The organism is Peribacillus sp. BM1, from assembly GCF_056679975.1.
On the sequence record NZ_CM155259.1, the window covers coordinates 1,687,496 to 1,706,070 of the forward strand.

Here is an 18,575-nt window from a genome sequence, read left to right on the forward strand (position 1 = left end):
GGCTGATATATTTACAAAACGGCTGATATAACAGAAAACAAGCTGATATTGTATATATAGCTTCTTTTTCCGCATGAAAAGATTAAGCTATTTGCTCCATTTATCCCGCATTAACGGGCAGTAAGACCCCCACTTCAAGGCTTAGAGGAATCGAAGAAGAGGTAGGTGGGGGACAACTGCCCGTAAAAGCCCGATTGGTTCAACTAACAATCAGTGGGGAATGAAGAAAACCCCCACTGATTGAAGTTTCACTTTATTCATACCAAAGCAGTTCTGCTTTCATTTTCTTGCCTTTTTTCTTTTTTTTATCGGTAATCTGCCATTTATCTTCTGTTTTTTTCAAGACATACACATAGTTTGTCCCGTCTGCTCTTTTAAATAAAATATAGCCATGGTTGCCATGGATAAAGGTAACAGGGTCAATGACGTTTTTAAACGGCGGTTCAATATCAGGATTGAGCATTGTTGTTACAATCCTTTCGGCAATATGAGAAAGAGATGTAAATTCCTTCAGTATTTCAGATTCAAATAACAGCTGATCATACGTATACATCTGATAATCTTTTAAGTTAAGCGCAAATGTTTGTTGGATATCAGCTAGAGCTTCTTTGTAAAATTGCTCCATTTTCTTTTCTTCCTCGTCCCCGATATGAACGAAATCTACTACTTTTACTGCAGCCGGATCTACTGCTAAGGTAATCGTATCCGTTCCATAAGGCGGGTTATGGGCATGTTCAAAAGTCGTCACTTGCACCTTGACGATAAAACGAAATCCACCTTCTTCTACTCTTTGAATCTGGACGATTTTCGCATCATATAATCCGTATTGTTTGTTCGTTTGATAAAATTTTTGAATCTCTTTAGAAATAGCAGGATTTAGTGTTGTTAGTAACGTATCATATAACTCTTGATAATTTGGGTTTGCTGCAATGATACTCGGTTGAAACATAAAATTCATGATAAGGAATGTAAAAATAAAAGCCCAATTTTTCAACGTAATATCCTCCCCAAACATTTACGGTTACTATGTCCCTTCTCAAAAGAATTATTAGTAATCATGTTGTAGGTATGAACAATAAAGTTGTTTAATACCATATTGGTCTATACAGATTTCATTCATAGAATAGATACTAAAGTGGTTTATCACTACTTCAAAAATGCTCCCCTTAGCATTCCTATAGAACGTTAATTTTCAATCAATTAGTATTCTCTCTTTTTCCCCTTTTTTACCAGATCCCAGTCTACCTCTATATTTTTTCCAACCCTTTGAAGAAGCTGGAAAATTGTTTCTGTTTCTTCAGGGGAGAATCCAGACAGCGCAACTTTATTAGAATAATCTCCCTCTCGCTTTAAAAAGGGATAAACGTTCTTCCCTTTTTCTGTTGGAAATAATTTTTTTATTTTTTTATTATGATCATCTTCTCTCTTTTCTATAAAACCTTGTATTTCAAGTTTTTTTATGGCGCGAGCTGCTGTTGTTCGATCTACTTTTATCATTTCTGCCAACTTATCTTGAAAAATCCCCGGATTTTCACATATTCGAACCAAATACAAATACTGTCCTTTTGTAAGCTCATATTCTTTAAATTCGATATTACTGATAGAATCCAATGCTCTGGCTATCATTCCTATTTCACGAAGGATCTCTTGCATATAACCGCCTCCATTTTTGTTGTATTTACAACAAAAATATTTTCATATATACTTTTGTATATTGACTTATTTTAATTATGACTTGTCTAAGAAAATAAATCCAGAAAGGGCGAAGATAAGTGGAAGTAAAAAAAATAACGGTGGAAAATGATCTAAGAACGGCATTCTATATCAGAAAAGAAGTATTTGTTGTGGAACAAGGCGTACCACTAGAGGATGAATTTGATGAATTTGACGCACTTAATGGACGATGCGAACACATATTAGTTTTTTACAATGAACAACCAGTGGGAACGGGCAGAATAAGAGTTGTTGATGGCTTAGGAAAATTAGAAAGAATTTGTATTTTAAAGCCATATCGTAAATATGGTCTAGGAAAAGTAATTATTAAAGCATTGGAAGAAAGCGCTGCTAAAAAGGGAGTATCCAAAGTTAAATTACACGGACAGACGCAAGCAGAGGGTTTTTATCAAAAAATTGGTTATCAGACTTCATCTAATATGTTTATGGAAGATGGAATCCCACATATTTTAATGGTGAAAGAATTATCTATAAAAACATCATGAAAAATCAGAGTAAAGCAAAATATGGTCTGTTTGTATTAGGGATTTTAATATTAACCTTTGGAATTGCATTGACTATACAATCAGACCTTGGAACATCACCTTTTGATGCACTATTGGTCGGTTTATCCATAAACCTTGGCCTAACTGTAGGAAGTTGGGAAATAATAATAGCTTTCATATTGATTTGTTGTAATTCGTTATTAATAAGACAAAGACCAGAAGTTTTGGGGTTATTAACAGCATTTATTACTGGCGTTAGTATCGATATATGGCTTTTTTTATTACACAATTTGATAACACCCGAATTATGGTTTTACAAGCTTGCTTGTTTTTTGATTGGCTTAGTTGTTATAGGTTTAGGAACAGCCATTTATTTACACACGAATTTTGCGCCGATTCCAATTGACCGATTAACATTAATAATAAAAGAATTAACTAGAACAAATATACTGTTTTCGAGAACATTCATTTACCTCGTATGCTTGATACTGGCAATGATATTCGATGGACCAATTGGTATTGGAACGCTATTAACTGTTTGTTTAGGGGGGCTAATACTTAATTACTTTATGCCGTTTACTGAAAGGGTATTAGGCAACACACTAACAAATTCTAGTACACCATCAAATTTTGATGCAGATAAAGACCATTCAATCTAGATTACTTATGGTAATAAGAAAAGGTATATGCTTCTTGATAAAGGTGGTAGGCCTGTAGTGCCTGTGATGAAGTATTTAGATGTAACAGGAAAGAGCAGCAATACACTAAAAACTATAATTTTCTTCTTACTACACAAATGTCATTAATACCAATGCTCGTGATGCCATGCATGAGATAGGCGGGATGGCAGTACCCCTATTAGAACTTATTATTCTAAAAAAGAAAGGCGCCATCTAAAATACATCGGATAGCGCCTTGATATTTCGAATAATTCAATTAAGGGTTCGTCGACCAAAGTCCAGCATGTTTTAATACAACTCGTGGATGAAGTTTTAGCTGTGCAACCATTAAATCTGCTAAATCTTCTGCTTGCATCACTTTTTCTGGATTGCCGTCTGTTAAGTTTAGCTCAACAGCCATATCTGTTGCAACCGTACTTGGCGTTAACGTTGTAACGCGAATATTTTTCTTACGTACTTCAAGCATTAATGACTCACTTAGTCCGATCACTGCAGCTTTTGAAGCCGAGTATGCACTTGTAATGGGTGCACCTTTTTGACCAGCTGTTGATGAGATATTAATGATGTCGCCTGTGTTGCGCTCTATCATTTCCGGTAATACTGCACGTGTTGTATAGTACACACCTTTTACGTTGACATCGATAATATTTGTCCATTCTTCAGGCGTTAAATCCATGAAATTACCGAATTTTGAAATGCCAGCATTATTTACTAATATATCGATTGCTCCAAGCTCGCCACGAATTGATTCAACCGCTGTGGTAATAGAGTCTAAATCCGCTACATTTGCCGAAGCGTATGCTACCTTCACATCATACTGTTTGAGTTCCTCTGCTACTTGTTGTAAATTTTCAAGTGTACGTCCAACAAGACCTACGTGAATACCTTCTTTGGCAAAAGCTATTGCTGTTGCGCGACCAATTCCACGCCCTGCTCCTGTAATTAACGCCACTTTTCCTGCGATTGTTTGCATGTTTTTTGCTCCTTTAGATGATAGTTTTATTTTAGACGAAATAAAGTGTATTAAACTAAAACATTTTAATAATTAAGTAAGGTGAGTTTGATAAAATTGTTCGGGTGATATAATTAATAATGCTGTTTTACTCATAAATGTTTGCCGCCTAAAATAGATAAAGATTTGTCTTTAAGACTAACTTCATTCTACTTATGTTTTTCTACATTGTGAAGAATGCACTTTTTTGTGCGGAGGTTACCAAAAGGTTACTATTATAAGAAAAGGAGTTAACTCCCTATGTCAGATACATTAAGAGAAGAAATTAAAGAGAAAATATTAAATCAGAATTATCATTGTGAAAAAGAACTTACCTTATCGATTATTAGTGGGAAATGGAAAGTTGTTATTTTGTGGCATTTAGGTGTAGAAGGACCACATCGCTTCAGTGAACTTCAAAGACTTTTTCCGAAAATATCTCATAAGATATTAACAAACCAATTACGCGAACTGATGGAAGATGGAATTGTTCATAGAGAAGTGTTTCCAGAAATTCCTCCGAAAGTCGAATATTCAATGACTGAACTAGGGATGACGTTATTACCAATCGTTGAGATGATGTATGAATGGGGAAAAAAGAGAATAGATCAAATTAAACAAGAAAACACCCATTTTGAATAAGAAAAATAACGGGATCATTTCCAATGATCTAAATTGCCTGTACTGTTAGCAAAAGTTATATTGAATATCAAAAAGGATATTTTGTTGCATTGAAAATCTTGGACTTATTCCTTACTTATGTTAAAAAGGCAGAAAGAGAAAGGAGTTTTATCTTGTTCCGATCGGGCGCGATTGTTGAACAAGAAGTAAAAGGGTGGTACATATTATATGACTAATATGTACCACCCTTTATTTTTTATGACTTCTTACAATTTAGGTCTTGATAATAAATTAAACAAATTTCTTGTCATTAAACACAGGTTGAGCGAATTCAAATCATATATGTAGAAGGAAATTGGCTTGGACATATGGAAATTATGTGTATCTACCCTGGGATGTCATGCTAATGCGAGTCTGACTAAACCGAAGAAGAGGTGATCTAAGTAAATGGCGCAATTTGTGAAGGTTGAAAAGGAAGACAAACTAGCGATTATTACGATAACGAATCCCCCTTTGAACGTGATCAACAGACAAGTTTTCAGAGATTTAAAAGAAGTCTATACAGATATTAAGCATGATTTTGAGACGGTTGCGGTTATTATAACGGGATCCGGCTATACGGCGTTTGCAGCAGGAGCAGATATTAAAGAATTCCCCGACATGTTCGGCGATGAGAATATCAAACAGCAAATTATAGAATGCCATGAGGCGCTGGATCTGATCGCTACATGTCCAAAGCCGACCATCGCTGTTTTAAATGGGATAACTCTCGGTGGTGGCTGTGAGCTGGCGCTCGCTTGTGATATTCGCATCGCCGAGGAACATGTTCAAATCGGATTACCTGAAGTGAAACTTGGCTTATTCCCAGGTGGCGGTGGTACACAGAGATTACCTCGTCTCATAGGAACAGCGAAAGCGAAGGAGATGATGCTGACAGGTGACCCGATATCCGCACTACAAGCGGAAAAAATCGGCCTCGTTAATCGTGTCGTTACAAGAGGACACGGCCTAATTGCAGGAAAAAATCTCGCAGCTAAAATCGCCAAAAACTCCTTGCAATCAATATCGAGGATTAAGCAAGCCATTGATGAAGGCTATGATACTTCGATGGACGAAGGACTTCAATTAGAGGCGGAATTGTTTGTCGAGATTTTTCGAACAGAGGATAGCAGAGAAGGCATTTTAGCATTCATTGAAAAACGCAAACCGGTGTTTCAGCATAAATAAGCGGACTGCAAATCAAACAGAGCCAAGATTTGTCTCATTAGGGTCAAACTTGGCTCCAAAAATTTGCTTTGTTATCCAAATTTCCTAAGTCGTCATAACCTGATCATTTTGGGTCGTTTCCATCAACCTCTTGTTTATCTTCCGTATTTTCTACATAAGCATGAAAAGGTGGTTCTACAAATTCTTCATTCTTCAAACCGCTCCTTAGGAAATAGATAAAAATTGCTCCGATAATTCCTAAAATGATGATGAAGCCAATGGTTATAACCCACCACAAAGCCATACAAACTCCCCCTTTGTACAGATATATGCCGAAACCTAGATTTTTTTCCAAATTCCACTTCGTATAATTTCAATCCTGGCTCAAACACTAAGTAAAAAAGAGCAAAGGAGCGGAATTATGAAGAGGCTAATGATCGTACCAATGGTGCTGATGTTGTTTTTTGTCACCCAGCTGGAAGCTCTCGCGACAATCTCGAATGCACCTAATCATTGGGGCTTTAATAAAGGGAAAAATGAGCAGCCAGCACAAGCGGGGGCCAAGCTTGATGAAATGATGAAGAAGCATGGTGCCATATATAAAGGAAGCTCAGCCAAAAAGAATATTTATCTAACCTTTGATAATGGCTATGAAAATGGATATACAGCTAATATTCTAAATATCCTGCGCCGACAACATGTGCCGGCAACGTTTTTCGTGACGGGGCATTATTTGAAAACAACGCCAGAATTGGTTGTAAGAATGGTGAAGGAAGGGCATATCGTCGGCAATCATTCTTGGAGCCATCCAGATATGACGTCAAAAACGGATGAAGCCATTCGAAATGAATTGCAGAAAGTAAAGGAAGAAACTGAGCGAATTACAGGGCAGAAAACGATGAACTATTTACGCCCACCTCGGGGGATTTTTAGTGAGCGGACAATGGCCATCGCCAATCAAGAAGGATATACACATATCTTCTGGTCTCTTGCCTTTAAAGATTGGATTGTCGATCAGCAAAAAGGAGCAAACTATTCTTATAGTGAAGTGATGAAGCAGATTCATCCTGGTGCGATTCTCTTGCTACATACTGTATCAAAAGATAACGCCGAAGCGCTGGATTCGATTATTACTGATTTGAAAAAGAAAGGCTACACGTTTAAGAGCTTGGATGATTTGATGATTGAACAGCAATTGGAGAACCCGATGCTGTATTAAGGGTCTAACCCTTAGGAAGATTTTATTAGAAGAACAATCAATTATGTGCTATTCTTGTTGGAAAAAGGAAGCAAAAGGTGATAGGATGGCTACTACATTTAAAATCGAACAACCAAAGATTCCTTATGATTTAACTCCAACAGATTTTCACGTAATGGACGACGAGCCTTATTATGAATTGTGCATCATAAGCGATTGCTCGATCATTGGGGAAGATATCCATCGAATCAGATTTGAACAAGTGATATTTAAAAATGTGACCTTTGTCGATGTGTCATTCCGCAATATTGAATTAACAGATGTGATTTTTGAAAAGTGTAACCTATCTAATACAGACTTTAGTGATGCAATTATTCATCGCGTTGAATTCAAGGAATCGAAAATACTAGGACTGAATCTTTCAGATGCAACATTAGGCAATGTTCGGTTCGAAAATTGTCATGCAAACTTAAGTAATTTTGGCTTTGCGAAATTAAAACAGGTTATGTTTGATTCGTGTTCGCTTTGCAATGTGGACGTATTTGAAGCAAAGTTCAACAAAGTAGCTTTCAGGCAATGTGATTTAAATGAAGCGAACTTTATCGGAACATCTTTGAAAGGTGTGGATCTAAGTAGCTGCCGGTTTCAGCAAATAAGCGTATCACTTGATGATCTTAAAGGCTGCGAGGTTTCATCAGAGCAAGCCATTGGTTTTGCTGCGTTGATGGGATTGAAGATTAAAGAATAAGGGAAAAGCTCATTCTTCTTAAGGGAGAAAGAGCTTTTTTTGACATATGTTTCACCAAAGACTTTATCGTGCTTCAGAGCCTCCAATATATCTATTATCATTAAATCGATACGGTCTATCTACTAACCATGTTCTAGTTCTTGCCCACCGCTACCGCATCGTATCGCATATATGCTATAATACGTGGAAAACTGTTAAAGGAAGATAGTATGTGGAAGGAAACGATACGGGTAGAAGCTCCTTATAATTTTGATTTAGTGCTTGATCGCTTAAGCCTAGATCCATTACATGTCATTGATTTTCAAGAGCGGACGATTAAGGTACCGCTATATATAGAAGAAACACCACTTATCGTTCACATTCAAAGTATCGGCAATACGGACAACCCTATGTTTATTTTGCAAGGGGAGCAAAATGAATATAAGGAAGCGGCACTTGAGAGAGTGAAGAAAATATTCCATTTTCATGAGCCATTATCAAAAATCACAACGCATTTTCAAGAGACAGACCTACAGGCATTATTTACCGAGCATCGCGGCACACCCATTGTGTTAGACTTCGATTATTATAGCTGTCTTGTGAGATGCATCATCCATCAACAATTGAACCTCTCCTTTGCCCATACACTAACAGAACGCTATGTAAAAACATTCGGCTTTGAAATAGATGGTGTACCATTTTTTCCGACACCGGAACAGGCAGCCAAACTAACGGTGGAAGAATTGCGTGACATTCAATTCAGCACGCGAAAAGCAGAGTATGTGATTGGTTTATCAGAGAAGATAGCCACTGGAGAGTTACATTTAAAACAACTAGCAGAAAAAACAGACACGGAAATCATCGATACACTCGTAAAAATAAGAGGGATTGGCAATTGGACGGCAGAAAACTTCCTGCTATTTGGCATTGGAAGGCCAGATTTGTTTCCAGTCGCTGATATTGGCATCCAAAGGGCTTTGCAGCAATTATATAATTTACCGCAAAAGCCGACCAAAGAAGAAATGCTCAAATATAGCGAAAACTGGTCGCCCTATTTAAGCTATGCCTCCCTCTATTTATGGAGAAGTACGGAAAAACGGAGTGAAAAGAAATGAGCCAAACTCAAGATCAACAACTAGAAGTCAACCAAACTTTCCCATTAACGATAAAACGACTCGGCATTAACGGCGAAGGAGTCGGTTATTTTAAGAAAAAAGTCGTCTTCGTCCCTGGTGCATTACCTGGTGAAGAAATCGTCGCCATTGCAACAAAAGTAGATACGAAATTTTCCCAAGCAAAAATTAAACAAATCCGCAAAGCATCACCACACCGGGTTGCAGCACCTTGTCCGGTCTATGAACAATGCGGCGGTTGCCAGCTTCAGCACCTTAGCTATGACCAGCAGCTTGTTGAAAAACGAGACATCGTCGTTCAAGCGATGGAACGCTACCTAAGAGTTCCCATTGAATCATTAAACATTAAAGAAACGATCGGCATGGAAGATCCATGGAACTACCGAAACAAAAGCCAATTCCAAGTCGGCATGAAAGAAGGCAAGATCATCGCCGGACTATACGGTACCGACTCACACCAGCTAATCGATATTCCAAACTGTCTAGTTCAGCATAAATCAACCAATAAAGTCACACGTACTGTGAAGAAAATCTTAAAGAACCTAGATATCTCGATTTATAACGAGCGGAAGAAAAAAGGTGTAATCCGCACCGTGATCACACGTGTCGGCTTCGAAACAGGAGAAGTCCAAGTCGTCTTAGTCACAAGAACAAATGAAATTCCAAGAAAAGACGAACTCATCAAGCAAATTCGCGATCAACTACCAGAAGTGAAATCACTCGTCCAAAATGTGAATGACCGCAATACATCGGTCATCTTTGGCGACAAAACGATTCACCTAGCAGGAGAACGAATCATCAATGAAACACTCGGTGACCTATCTTACGAACTATCAGCTAGAACCTTCTTCCAGCTGAACCCTGTCCAAACGGTCAAACTTTACAACGAAGTAAAGCAAGTAGCAGCCCTAACAGGCCAAGAAAAAGTCGTCGACGCTTATTGCGGAGTCGGCACAATCGGCCTCTGGCTATCCGATCAAGCCAAAGAAGTTCGCGGCATGGACACCATCAAAGAATCGATCGATGACGCCCAGAAAAACGCCAAAAAACACAACCGAAACAACGTCCACTACGAAGTAGGCAAAGCCGAAAACGTCATGCCTCGTTGGGTCAAAGAAGGCTTCAGACCAGATGTCATTGTTGTCGATCCACCAAGAACTGGATGTGACCAAGCATTATTACGCACTATGATGAAAGTAAAACCGAAGAAGATTGTGTATGTATCTTGTAATCCGTCGACATTGGCGAAGGATTTGCAGGAGTTGAGCAAGCTTTATAAGGTGGAGAGCATGCAGCCTGTGGATATGTTTCCGCAGACGAGTCATGTGGAAGTTGTTACTGAGCTTAAGTTAAAAGATTAATGCTAAAACCTTGCCGTATGGCAGGGTTTTTTAGGATTAATGGTGATGAACCGTATCATAAGTAAATGAGGTTTTTAAAATAAACCGTTGGTATAAAAGCTGAACGGCTTATTTTATACTTTAAGTTTTTGTTTATTAAACTTGGGATTTAATATTTCGTATATAACTTCTTCTAGCACGATAACTTCAATTTTAGGATTAAAAATGTTTCGAACAGCCAAACAGATTATCTGCGGAGTGGAAGTGATGCAGATGCTGAAAAAAAGACAACCTCAACAAGGGTGAAGTCTGTCCAGAGCGAGGTTGAATTCACCAATAAAAAACACCTTCATATTTAATTTTAGGTACGATACCCGAATTAAATATGAAGGTGTTTTTATATGTATCGTTTTATGGTCAGCCCTAAAGTGAGGACGTTTTGATTATATTAAAATTATTTGAAAGAACCTTCAAATACGATTTCTTCTAATGGGCGACGACCTGATGGTGTTTCACGATCTTGTAATTCTGGAGAAAGCATTTCTTTTTCACCTTTGTACCCGATTGCGATCGCTAATTGTACATCAAAGTTTTCGGGAATTTTTAATGCTTCTTTTGCTACATCTTTGTATATACCGCTCATTGGGTGAGTGACTAACCCTTCTTTAGCTGCTTGTAATGAAAGGAATCCCCAAGCCGTGCCAGCATCGAATTCATTTGAACCTTTTGTATTATCAGAAACGACTAATACTAATACTGGTGCATTTTTAGCCCATACTAAGTTTCCTTCCATTAAGATTGGGTGGAATTTTTCACGGTCAGCTTCAGTTTTAGCGACGATGAAGCGCCAAGGTTGGTTATTACCTGAAGAAGGAGCCCAACGAGCTGCTTCGAATAGTCGATTTAATACGTCGTCTGCTACTGGTTTGTCAGCATAAGCACGTGGAGACCAACGATTTAAAAATAAGTCTGCAATTTCGTGTTCAGCTGTACGGAAATCTTTTGCTTGGAATGTCATAATAAAATCCTCCTAATTGTATCAATTTACCTTTCTTATTTTAAATAATCTCAAAGAGTTTGCAAGTAAATTGACTTACGAAAAGTAAGCGTGTAATTTATTCGTACGATGGATTAGTGAATTTAATCGAATTTAAAGTGAAAATGATAAAAACGTAGGGAATTATTGTTTGAAAATAATTCCTTTCAATATTCGTGTAAACTCTGTAGCACCAGGTGCCATCGATACACCAAGGCTACGCGGTGCACTTGAACAATTTGTTCTAAATGAAGCAGAATACGCACTACAATTAAGTTTGTTAAATCGCTTTGGTCAAGCTAATGAAATTGCGCAAGCGAGTCTTTGGATAGTATCTGACTTATCTTCTTATATTACAGGTACAACGATTCGTGCATATGAGGTTATACTTCAAGGTAATTATAAAACGAATGCCGATTTATACAGTTTGTAGGAATCGGCTTTTTGTATGCTTTTATAAAACGTTTTACATTTACAGAGGATAGCTGTTAATTATGCTATTTCTATCGATAAGCGTGGATGAGACTGGTTAAGACTAACAACCTCATTTAGATTCATTGCGGTGAACCGTACCATAAGTAAATGAGGTATATAAAAAGACCTTTTATGTTTCTATCAATTAAACATAAAAGGTCTTAATTTTATTATTTTCCCTGTATTCATTGACCTATTTGTAAAGCCATACGTGCATAATAGATAATAATTGTTCCATGATTACTGGCTTACTAATATAATCTGAAGCACCTGCATCAATACATTGATTTCGATCATATTTCATTGCCTTCGCTGTAAGTGCAATAATAGGAAGATTATTGAATTCAGGAATTTGTCGTATGAATTGAATTGTCTGGAATCCATCCATCTTAGGCATCATAATATCCATGAGAATTAGTTCGATGTCTGGATTACTTTGTAAAATTGCGATACCTTCCTCTCCATTTTCCGCAAACAATACTTCAACTTGATAACTTTCAAGTGCTGATGATAATGCAAATATATTTCGGATATCATCATCAACTAAAAGTATTTTTCTTCCCTCTAACAATTCCCTTCTTTCAAGCAATCGTATCCATGGTTTACCATCTTGTAATCGAGTCCCAGATGGGGCCGATGTTGCGGAACTAGACTCTTCAAAAAGGTCCGTAGCCACCTCTGCTTCAGCTAGAGATAATCTATTTGTGTTTATATTTTTTTGATTCGGTAAAAATAAAGAGAAAATACTTCCCTGGCCCACTGTACTTTCAACTTCAATAAAGCCGTCTAATAAGTGAGAGATTTCCCGGCTAATGGAAAGTCCTAATCCTGTTCCGCCATATTTGCGGATAATGGTCCCATCTGCTTGTTTAAAAGCGTCAAAAATAATGCCCTGCTTTTCTGCCGGTATGCCAATTCCCGTATCCTTAACGGAAAATGCAAGTTCAATGTCTAAATGAGTTAACGTCTGCAAGTTTGTACGTGACTCTTTTTTTACTTTTTCAATGATGAATGAAACAGAACCATGGTTGGTAAATTTAAATGCATTCGATAATAAATTCTTCAAAATTTGCTGTAAACGCTGTTTATCGGTATGAATCGTTTTGGGCAAATTAGAATCAAGAAGAATGTTGAACTCTATATTTTTCTTACGTGCAACAGGGGTAAATTGTGCTTTCACAAAATCCTTAACGTCGCTAATTAATACTTCATTAATATTAATTTCCATTTTCCCTGCTTCCACTTTTGCTATATCTAAAATGTCATTTATTAAATGTAACAGATCGTTTCCTGAAGAAAAAATGGTTTCCGCATAATTGACTTGTTTTGAAGTCAGGTTTCGATCGGCATTTTCAGCTAGCATTTGGGCTAGAATAAGTAAGCTATTGAGCGGTGTGCGTAGCTCGTGGGACATATTAGCAAGAAATTCTGATTTAAATTGAGAACTAATGGCTAACTGTTCAGCTTTTTCTTCAAGAATGCTTTTTACTTTCTCTACCTCTTTTGTCTTCTGTTCAGACTGTTCAATTTGTTCTTCAAGTTGCTCATTAACTGTTTTTAACTCTTCTTGCTGCAATTGAAGCTCTTCAGAGTGGCTTTGCAGTTCTTCTGTTAAAGCCTGTGACTCTTGGAGTAGCTTTTTAAACTTCATATTTCTTAGTATACTGTTTATATTGACACCGAGATTGTCCATTAATTCTTTTAGCAGCATTTGTTCTTCAGTATTAAACGATTTAAATGAAGCTAATTCAATAACAGCTAAAACTTCTCCTTCAAATTTTACTGGTATAATCAAAATGGCTGATGGTGATGCAATACCTAGACCAGAAGTAATTTTAATATAATTCTCAGGCACTCGGTCTAGCAGAATCATACGATTCTCTAATGCGCACTGTCCTACAAGTCCCTCTCCTAAACGAAAGCTCTCTGCACCAATGTTCTGTTGATTATAAGCATAAGCAGCTATTTTTTGGAAATTTATTTCAGTTCCTTCTTCATTTTTTATATAGAAAACCCCATAAGATCCTTCAACCATAGGCGTGACTTTTGATATGAACAGATTTGCTAAAGAGTTTAAATCAGCTATCCCTGAATACATCGTAGCGATTTCAGCAATTTTTGTTTTTATCCAGCTTTGTTTCTCTGCAATATTTTTTAGTTCAATCAGTTCGAGTTGGGTCATTTCGAGTTCTTCTGTTCTTATTTTAAGTTGACGAACTAAGGACTCATTTTCAAAAATTGTAATGACTTGTCGAATGACAATAAATAACAGAATAAATGCTCCACCTATTACAAAACTTGAGTAATCTTCTTTTTTGGTCATACCAAGAATGATGAAAATCAGCAAACTAAAATACGGTAATATATTAAACAGTCTGTAGAACGGTTTTTCATGCTCTTTTTTTTCTTGTGATAGATTATCCTCCATCTTGACAGAATAAAAACTTGATATACCTATTAATAATAGACAGAAATTCCATACTGGGTTTAAAGGTGACAAAAGATCAAATGTAGAAGTAATTGAATAGAATAACCAAAAACAATCTACAATGGTGTAAATAATCATTGCAATACCATTTAAAAATATGACTTTAGACGAAAAAATCCCTTTATTAAAAAAGAAAAGCAACGCAATACTAAACAAAACCCCTAAAATAGCTACCGGATAAGTTACAGAGATAATGAGTTTAAAAGTGGATATTTCAGAATTATGTAAAAATGGTTTCAAGAAATAAACCCACGATATTGTTGTTAACACAGTCATAAATATAAAGGAATTAAAAAAAAGTTGAATGGTTCGATATTGCACTTTTTTCGTAAATATTTTATAAATTACAGCAATACTGTATATAATGCTAAACATGGCATAAAATAAATTATCCCAACCTGGGAATGGGTTGTACTCGTTTAAAACAAACTGGTTGTATCTCCATATTAATTCCCCAATAAATTGACTAAATAATGCGAGGCAGAGAATGAGCCAAAATCTTTTCTCCTCTTTTTCCTGTATATGATAACTTGCTATACCTATAAACGTAATTGCAATCAATGGACCTAAAATTGCAATTAATCCAATTCCTAATAGGTTTGTTGGCCACAGTATAATCAACAAATAATAAACGAATGTATAGACCAATGTAATTAATATTGAAGGTTTCTTAAATTTCTCCAATGTGTTTCATCTCCTTTCATCTTTAGGGGTTTTCCTAAAAGGTAATTATTTTAATAATGTAAGTTGTTTGATTATTGGGAATGTTTAACGCACATGATCATTGACGGCCCTTGATTCGATAAAGAACTGTACAGTTAAGGTGTAATGCATACGGAATAACACCTTTTCTAATTTTACCAAAACACTGCTATTAAAAAAATTAATATTGAATCAATTTCACTCTTAGAGCCTCAAGGACTCTAAGGAACAAAAAAAGAGTATAGAAATAAGTAGTCATCACAACAAACTTATAAGACTGGAGGAAGACTCCCTATGACTACTATACGGCAAGGAAGCTTATTTGGACTACAAGAATTATTTGATTTAGAACCTATCCACCGTTTTGAGGCTATTTTTCTAACATCGACATTGATCCGATCTTCGCTGTGGTAACGAAGAAATCTCATTTTGGTAGACCTGTTGAACTGAACTATGCTGCTATGATTTCCTCACTTGAGACCAAAAAAATCCTGGATTTATATGAAACTGTTAAGCAACAGCAAAATAAGAAGAGGGTGTAAGTGGGTATTCTGGCTAATGTGTTTTAAGACACTTCTCTGAATTTCACGTTTTCAAAACTTCATCCTTATAACTACTTTAGTAGTAATAGATTTCATACGTATGACGTTCTATGTAAGGTAAAATCTATAAAAGAGGATAACAGTAAGAAGAAGCAGAGAGACATTGCTCTCTACTTCTTTTTAAGTTATACCGATTAGTCGGGGATATTCGATTTATATCATTCTTCTTAAATTATGATATTTTTGCAAAAGAGCTGTCCATATGGATCACCTAATATTTTGAATGGGCACTGCGCCTGATCGGCGGCGTTCAAGTTCTACGTCCATTTCTGCCCGTTTATCATCGAGTTTGTAGGGAATCATGGTAATTGCGATTAGTACACAGATGACAAGTGGTATCCAGATAAAGCTCATTTCAATATAATTTAAAGCGGTTTCAGTTTGTTTACCATTCGGAATATAACCGCCCATTTTCAAAATAACGCCTACAAGTGCACTTCCAAGGCCTAGGCTTACTTTTACAAAAAATCCTTGGAAAGCGGCAATCATCCCCGCAATACTTCGATTATTTTTGTACTCTGAATAATCAATAACATCTGGCTGAATCGCAAAAGTGGTGCCGAAGATGCCATAGATTCCAAGCCCGGTAATTGCTAAACCGGCAATCAACAAGACAGGTGATGACTTGCCAAAATAAATGACAAAATCTCCAACAATATAAATAACTGTACTTAAAAGCAATACATTTTTCTTCGGCATTTTCTTCTGCAGCCAGGGCAATATTAGCAGTATTGGCAGACCAGAGAGAATACCGAAAAGTCCTACAAACATCAGCCAATCCGTACGGCCCAAATTATACGTGAAATAGTAGATAACGGTTGTATTTCTAATGACAAAAAGGCCAAAATAGAGAAAATTCAAGATAAAGAAAATAACGGCAGGGCCAGTCAATCCTTTAAAATCCTGTTTAAAAGAAGATTTCCCTGGTTGAACGGTTGGCGGAACCACCTCTTTCGTATTCATGAAGGTAAACACAAATACGAGCACTGCGACAATGCCATAAATGGTCATCGTAATGAAATACCCTTTTTGGTTATCTCCTTGACCGAAGAAATTCACCATTGGCTGCGTAATCGACATAACTAAAGCGGTTCCAATTAACGCGCAAATCATACGAGTCGTTACTAACCAGTTTCGCTCGTGGTTATCGGAAGTTAACCTCGGTACAATCGTATTTAATGGAATATTAACCACCGTATAAGCAATATTCAACAAGCAATATGTGATATACGCCCAGAGAATTTTTCCTGACATACTGAAATCCGGAACCATAAAGGTCATGATCGTAAAGGCAGCAAACGGAATAGCTCCGATTATGAAGTAGGGTCTTCCTTGTCCCCATCTAGTGCGAGTCCGGTCAACCAATAATCCCATACCGGTATCGGCAAAGGCATCAATGATTTTGGTTACTAACATTAAGGTACCAGCAACGGTTGCGGTGATGCCAAAGACATCTGTATAAAAAAACAACAGGTAAGATGCCATTGTACTAAATACGAGGTTGCAGGCGAAGTCGCCCGCCCCGTATCCAATTCTTTTTTTCCATTTATTCATTGTTATCACATATCCTTATTGTAAAATGGGTATAGCATATGCTCGAATCATGTTGTAGAAAGTTTTGTCAACGTTTTCATATTAGACTTTAAGTTTTGATAGATTGATTTATAAACTTGGTAATAGTCATTATATTTCCGATGATTCTCCTTATTTGGCATGACTTTCTGATCGAGAACCTGCCATTTCTTCACATCTTCATAAGAAAGAAGACCTGTACCAATTCCAGCAAGCATGACATCACCCATATTTGCTTCTACATCATGAATCGGGCAGACCACAGGATAGCCTGTGACATCAGCAAAGATTTGTCGCCACAATTTTGATTTTGTTACACCACCGGCAAGTAGGATATATTCGCCTAGATTTTCTCCGGTCGCTTCAATAGCATCTCGCAGAGAGAAGGCAACCGCTTCCAGGAAGGCACGATAAATATGAGCCTTTGTATGTGCCAATGAAAGTCCCACGATGGTACCTTTTGCATCAGAATCCCAAATAGGACTTCTTTCTCCCATAAAGTAAGGAAGGACAATCAACCCTTCGCTTCCAACAGGAATGTCTGTGGCCTGTTCATTTAACACATCATAGGCATTTTTTCCGCCCGCTTTTTCTGCTTCCAATTCATATTGACACATCGTCTGACGGAACCATTTTACAATCGCTCCAGCTGTAGCCCCTCCGGCAAAATAATAGGAAAGTCTTTTCGCATCAAATAAATACGGCCAAACAATCAGATCTTTCCCTTTCACTGGTTGATCAGAAATTAAGGATGCGCACATCGAAGTTCCAATGGCCGCTGCATAAATACCAGGTTCAAATACGCCTAGGCCGATATTGGCAGCACCGCTGTCAATCCCACTGGCGATCACAGGCATTCCTTCCAAAAGGCCTAACTCCGCCGCGGCTTCTTTTGTCAATCCACCGACAATATCAGTTGATTCCACTATGTTCTCCGGCATCATCGACAGCGGAATTCCCATCGCATCCATCATTTCTTTAGACCAGGTTCGGTTATTCATATCAAAAATCCCGCCGATATTTCCTGCAGAGGAATAATCAATGGCAATTTGTCCGGTCAGTTTATAGATTACATAATCGTTCGGCGGGAGAAAGAGCCTGGTTTTCTGCCAATTTTCCGGTTCGTGATTTTTCATCCATAACATTTTGGTATAGCCGTAATAGGGGTCAGCTCCATTATGGGTAACTTCGCGGAGTTTTTCTTCTCCAATATGATCTAAGACCCACTTTGTTTCCGCTTCGGCTCTTCGGTCCATCCAAATCATGCACGGCCTAACTGGTTCCATGTTTTCGTCCAATGGAATTCCTGAACCTCCATAAAGCCCGCTAATGGCGATTCCACGGATTTCCCCCGCAGGTATTCCTGACTTTTGTACCGTGTTTTTAATCGATATTTTCGTTGCATCCAGCCATACATCCGGCCACTGCTCTGCCCATAATGGTTTTGGGGTTAGCACATCGTATTCTTGTAAATCTTGAGCAATTAAATTTCCTTCCGTGTCCATTAGGATTGTTTTGGTACCAGATGTTCCGATATCTGTACCGAGTAAGTAATTCATAGATACGTCCTCCCGAATTATTAATCT

Annotated in this window: 17 protein-coding genes and 1 pseudogene; 10 read left to right on the top strand and 8 right to left on the bottom strand. The window is 37.3% G+C overall.

From position 1 onward, the window contains the following. Nucleotides 1-253 precede the first annotated feature (253 nt). Together AC1MGI_RS08155 and AC1MGI_RS08160 are read right to left on the bottom strand one after the other, a co-directional pair. Nucleotides 254-994 carry a DUF3888 domain-containing protein gene (locus AC1MGI_RS08155; protein ID WP_480349253.1) on the bottom strand — a complete coding sequence of 247 codons (741 nt, stop codon included), beginning with the start codon at nt 992-994 and terminating at the stop codon, nt 254-256. Nucleotides 995-1,200: 206 nt separating this feature from the next. Continuing rightward, entirely contained in the window at nt 1,201-1,653 is a 453-nt protein-coding gene (locus AC1MGI_RS08160; RefSeq protein WP_480349254.1) for a MarR family winged helix-turn-helix transcriptional regulator, read from the bottom strand. A 119-nt stretch (nt 1,654-1,772) separates the two neighbouring features. Between AC1MGI_RS08160 and AC1MGI_RS08165 the strand changes: the two genes are divergently transcribed. Then, nucleotides 1,773-2,219, top strand: coding sequence for a GNAT family N-acetyltransferase (locus tag AC1MGI_RS08165; RefSeq protein WP_480349255.1), 447 nt, complete (start codon nt 1,773-1,775; stop codon nt 2,217-2,219). Next, complete coding sequence (locus AC1MGI_RS08170) at nt 2,216-2,878, top strand: YczE/YyaS/YitT family protein (RefSeq protein ID WP_480349256.1); 663 nt, start codon at nt 2,216-2,218, stop codon at nt 2,876-2,878. Before AC1MGI_RS08165 ends, AC1MGI_RS08170 begins: the two co-directional genes overlap by 4 nt. 277 nt (nt 2,879-3,155) lie before the next feature. Here the strand turns inward: AC1MGI_RS08170 and AC1MGI_RS08175 are convergent, their stop codons facing one another. After that, a complete protein-coding gene (locus tag AC1MGI_RS08175; RefSeq protein WP_480349257.1) occupies nt 3,156-3,872 on the bottom strand; it encodes a 3-ketoacyl-ACP reductase in 717 nt (238 codons plus the stop codon). 279 nt (nt 3,873-4,151) lie between these two features. Here AC1MGI_RS08175 and AC1MGI_RS08180 point away from each other — a divergent pair, with 279 nt between their 5' ends. Continuing rightward, nucleotides 4,152-4,532, top strand: a complete 381-nt coding sequence (locus AC1MGI_RS08180) for a winged helix-turn-helix transcriptional regulator (RefSeq protein ID WP_480349258.1) — start codon at nt 4,152-4,154, stop codon at nt 4,530-4,532. A gap of 426 nt (nt 4,533-4,958) precedes the next feature. Beyond that, the gene (locus AC1MGI_RS08185; protein WP_480349259.1) at nt 4,959-5,738 is read left to right on the top strand and encodes an enoyl-CoA hydratase/isomerase family protein; all 780 of its coding nucleotides are present in this window, start codon (nt 4,959-4,961) and stop codon (nt 5,736-5,738) included. A gap of 103 nt (nt 5,739-5,841) precedes the next feature. Here the strand turns inward: AC1MGI_RS08185 and AC1MGI_RS08190 are convergent, their stop codons facing one another. Beyond that, nucleotides 5,842-6,021, bottom strand: a complete 180-nt coding sequence (locus AC1MGI_RS08190) for a hypothetical protein (RefSeq protein ID WP_480349260.1) — start codon at nt 6,019-6,021, stop codon at nt 5,842-5,844. A 117-nt stretch (nt 6,022-6,138) separates the two neighbouring features. Here AC1MGI_RS08190 and pdaA point away from each other — a divergent pair, with 117 nt between their 5' ends. The 4 genes from pdaA to rlmD all read left to right on the top strand — a co-directional run bounded on the left by pdaA (nt 6,139) and on the right by rlmD (nt 10,136). Next, nucleotides 6,139-6,936, top strand: a complete 798-nt coding sequence (gene pdaA / locus AC1MGI_RS08195; protein WP_480349261.1) for a delta-lactam-biosynthetic de-N-acetylase — start codon at nt 6,139-6,141, stop codon at nt 6,934-6,936. Nucleotides 6,937-7,021: 85 nt separating this feature from the next. Beyond that, on the top strand, nt 7,022-7,663 hold the full coding sequence (locus AC1MGI_RS08200; protein ID WP_480349262.1) for a pentapeptide repeat-containing protein: 642 nt from the start codon (nt 7,022-7,024) through the stop codon (nt 7,661-7,663). Between the two features lie 209 nt (nt 7,664-7,872). After that, complete coding sequence (locus AC1MGI_RS08205) at nt 7,873-8,757, top strand: DNA-3-methyladenine glycosylase family protein (protein WP_480349263.1); 885 nt, start codon at nt 7,873-7,875, stop codon at nt 8,755-8,757. Continuing rightward, nucleotides 8,754-10,136 carry a 23S rRNA (uracil(1939)-C(5))-methyltransferase RlmD gene (gene rlmD, locus AC1MGI_RS08210; protein ID WP_480349264.1) on the top strand — a complete coding sequence of 461 codons (1,383 nt, stop codon included), beginning with the start codon at nt 8,754-8,756 and terminating at the stop codon, nt 10,134-10,136. Before AC1MGI_RS08205 ends, rlmD begins: the two co-directional genes overlap by 4 nt. 433 nt (nt 10,137-10,569) lie before the next feature. Here the strand turns inward: rlmD and AC1MGI_RS08215 are convergent, their stop codons facing one another. Beyond that, complete coding sequence (locus AC1MGI_RS08215; protein WP_480349265.1) at nt 10,570-11,133, bottom strand: nitroreductase family protein; 564 nt, start codon at nt 11,131-11,133, stop codon at nt 10,570-10,572. A gap of 169 nt (nt 11,134-11,302) precedes the next feature. On the opposite strand from AC1MGI_RS08215, the gene AC1MGI_RS08220 reads away from it, so the two are divergent. Next, on the top strand, nt 11,303-11,584 hold the full coding sequence (locus tag AC1MGI_RS08220) for an SDR family oxidoreductase (RefSeq protein ID WP_480349266.1): 282 nt from the start codon (nt 11,303-11,305) through the stop codon (nt 11,582-11,584). Between the two features lie 234 nt (nt 11,585-11,818). Here the strand turns inward: AC1MGI_RS08220 and AC1MGI_RS08225 are convergent, their stop codons facing one another. After that, the gene (locus AC1MGI_RS08225) at nt 11,819-14,797 is read right to left on the bottom strand and encodes a response regulator (protein ID WP_480349267.1); all 2,979 of its coding nucleotides are present in this window, start codon (nt 14,795-14,797) and stop codon (nt 11,819-11,821) included. A 312-nt stretch (nt 14,798-15,109) separates the two neighbouring features. Here AC1MGI_RS08225 and AC1MGI_RS08230 point away from each other — a divergent pair. Continuing rightward, nucleotides 15,110-15,330: pseudogene (locus AC1MGI_RS08230) on the top strand (IS5/IS1182 family transposase); the annotation flags it as partial. A gap of 294 nt (nt 15,331-15,624) precedes the next feature. Here the strand turns inward: AC1MGI_RS08230 and AC1MGI_RS08235 are convergent. Beyond that, nucleotides 15,625-16,971 (bottom strand): MFS transporter, encoded by a 1,347-nt coding sequence (locus AC1MGI_RS08235; protein WP_480349268.1) that lies wholly within the window; start codon nt 16,969-16,971, stop codon nt 15,625-15,627. Between the two features lie 47 nt (nt 16,972-17,018). After that, on the bottom strand, nt 17,019-18,548 hold the full coding sequence (locus AC1MGI_RS08240) for an FGGY-family carbohydrate kinase (protein WP_480349269.1): 1,530 nt from the start codon (nt 18,546-18,548) through the stop codon (nt 17,019-17,021). Nucleotides 18,549-18,575: the final 27 nt, after the last annotated feature.

What these genes read in the sequence shown, in the direction of transcription:
- AC1MGI_RS08160 (WP_480349254.1), bottom strand. Translation starts at nt 1,653, where the DNA reads ATGCAAGAGATCCTTCGTGAAATAGGAATGATAGCCAGAGCATTGGAT.
- AC1MGI_RS08170 (WP_480349256.1), top strand. Translation starts at nt 2,216, where the DNA reads ATGAAAAATCAGAGTAAAGCAAAATATGGTCTGTTTGTATTAGGGATT.
- AC1MGI_RS08175 (WP_480349257.1), bottom strand. Translation starts at nt 3,872, where the DNA reads ATGCAAACAATCGCAGGAAAAGTGGCGTTAATTACAGGAGCAGGGCGT.
- AC1MGI_RS08180 (WP_480349258.1), top strand. Translation starts at nt 4,152, where the DNA reads ATGTCAGATACATTAAGAGAAGAAATTAAAGAGAAAATATTAAATCAG.
- AC1MGI_RS08185 (WP_480349259.1), top strand. Translation starts at nt 4,959, where the DNA reads ATGGCGCAATTTGTGAAGGTTGAAAAGGAAGACAAACTAGCGATTATT.
- AC1MGI_RS08190 (WP_480349260.1), bottom strand. Translation starts at nt 6,021, where the DNA reads ATGGCTTTGTGGTGGGTTATAACCATTGGCTTCATCATCATTTTAGGA.
- pdaA (WP_480349261.1), top strand. Translation starts at nt 6,139, where the DNA reads ATGAAGAGGCTAATGATCGTACCAATGGTGCTGATGTTGTTTTTTGTC.
- AC1MGI_RS08200 (WP_480349262.1), top strand. Translation starts at nt 7,022, where the DNA reads ATGGCTACTACATTTAAAATCGAACAACCAAAGATTCCTTATGATTTA.
- AC1MGI_RS08205 (WP_480349263.1), top strand. Translation starts at nt 7,873, where the DNA reads ATGTGGAAGGAAACGATACGGGTAGAAGCTCCTTATAATTTTGATTTA.
- rlmD (WP_480349264.1), top strand. Translation starts at nt 8,754, where the DNA reads ATGAGCCAAACTCAAGATCAACAACTAGAAGTCAACCAAACTTTCCCA.
- AC1MGI_RS08215 (WP_480349265.1), bottom strand. Translation starts at nt 11,133, where the DNA reads ATGACATTCCAAGCAAAAGATTTCCGTACAGCTGAACACGAAATTGCA.
- AC1MGI_RS08235 (WP_480349268.1), bottom strand. Translation starts at nt 16,971, where the DNA reads ATGAATAAATGGAAAAAAAGAATTGGATACGGGGCGGGCGACTTCGCC.
- AC1MGI_RS08240 (WP_480349269.1), bottom strand. Translation starts at nt 18,548, where the DNA reads ATGAATTACTTACTCGGTACAGATATCGGAACATCTGGTACCAAAACA.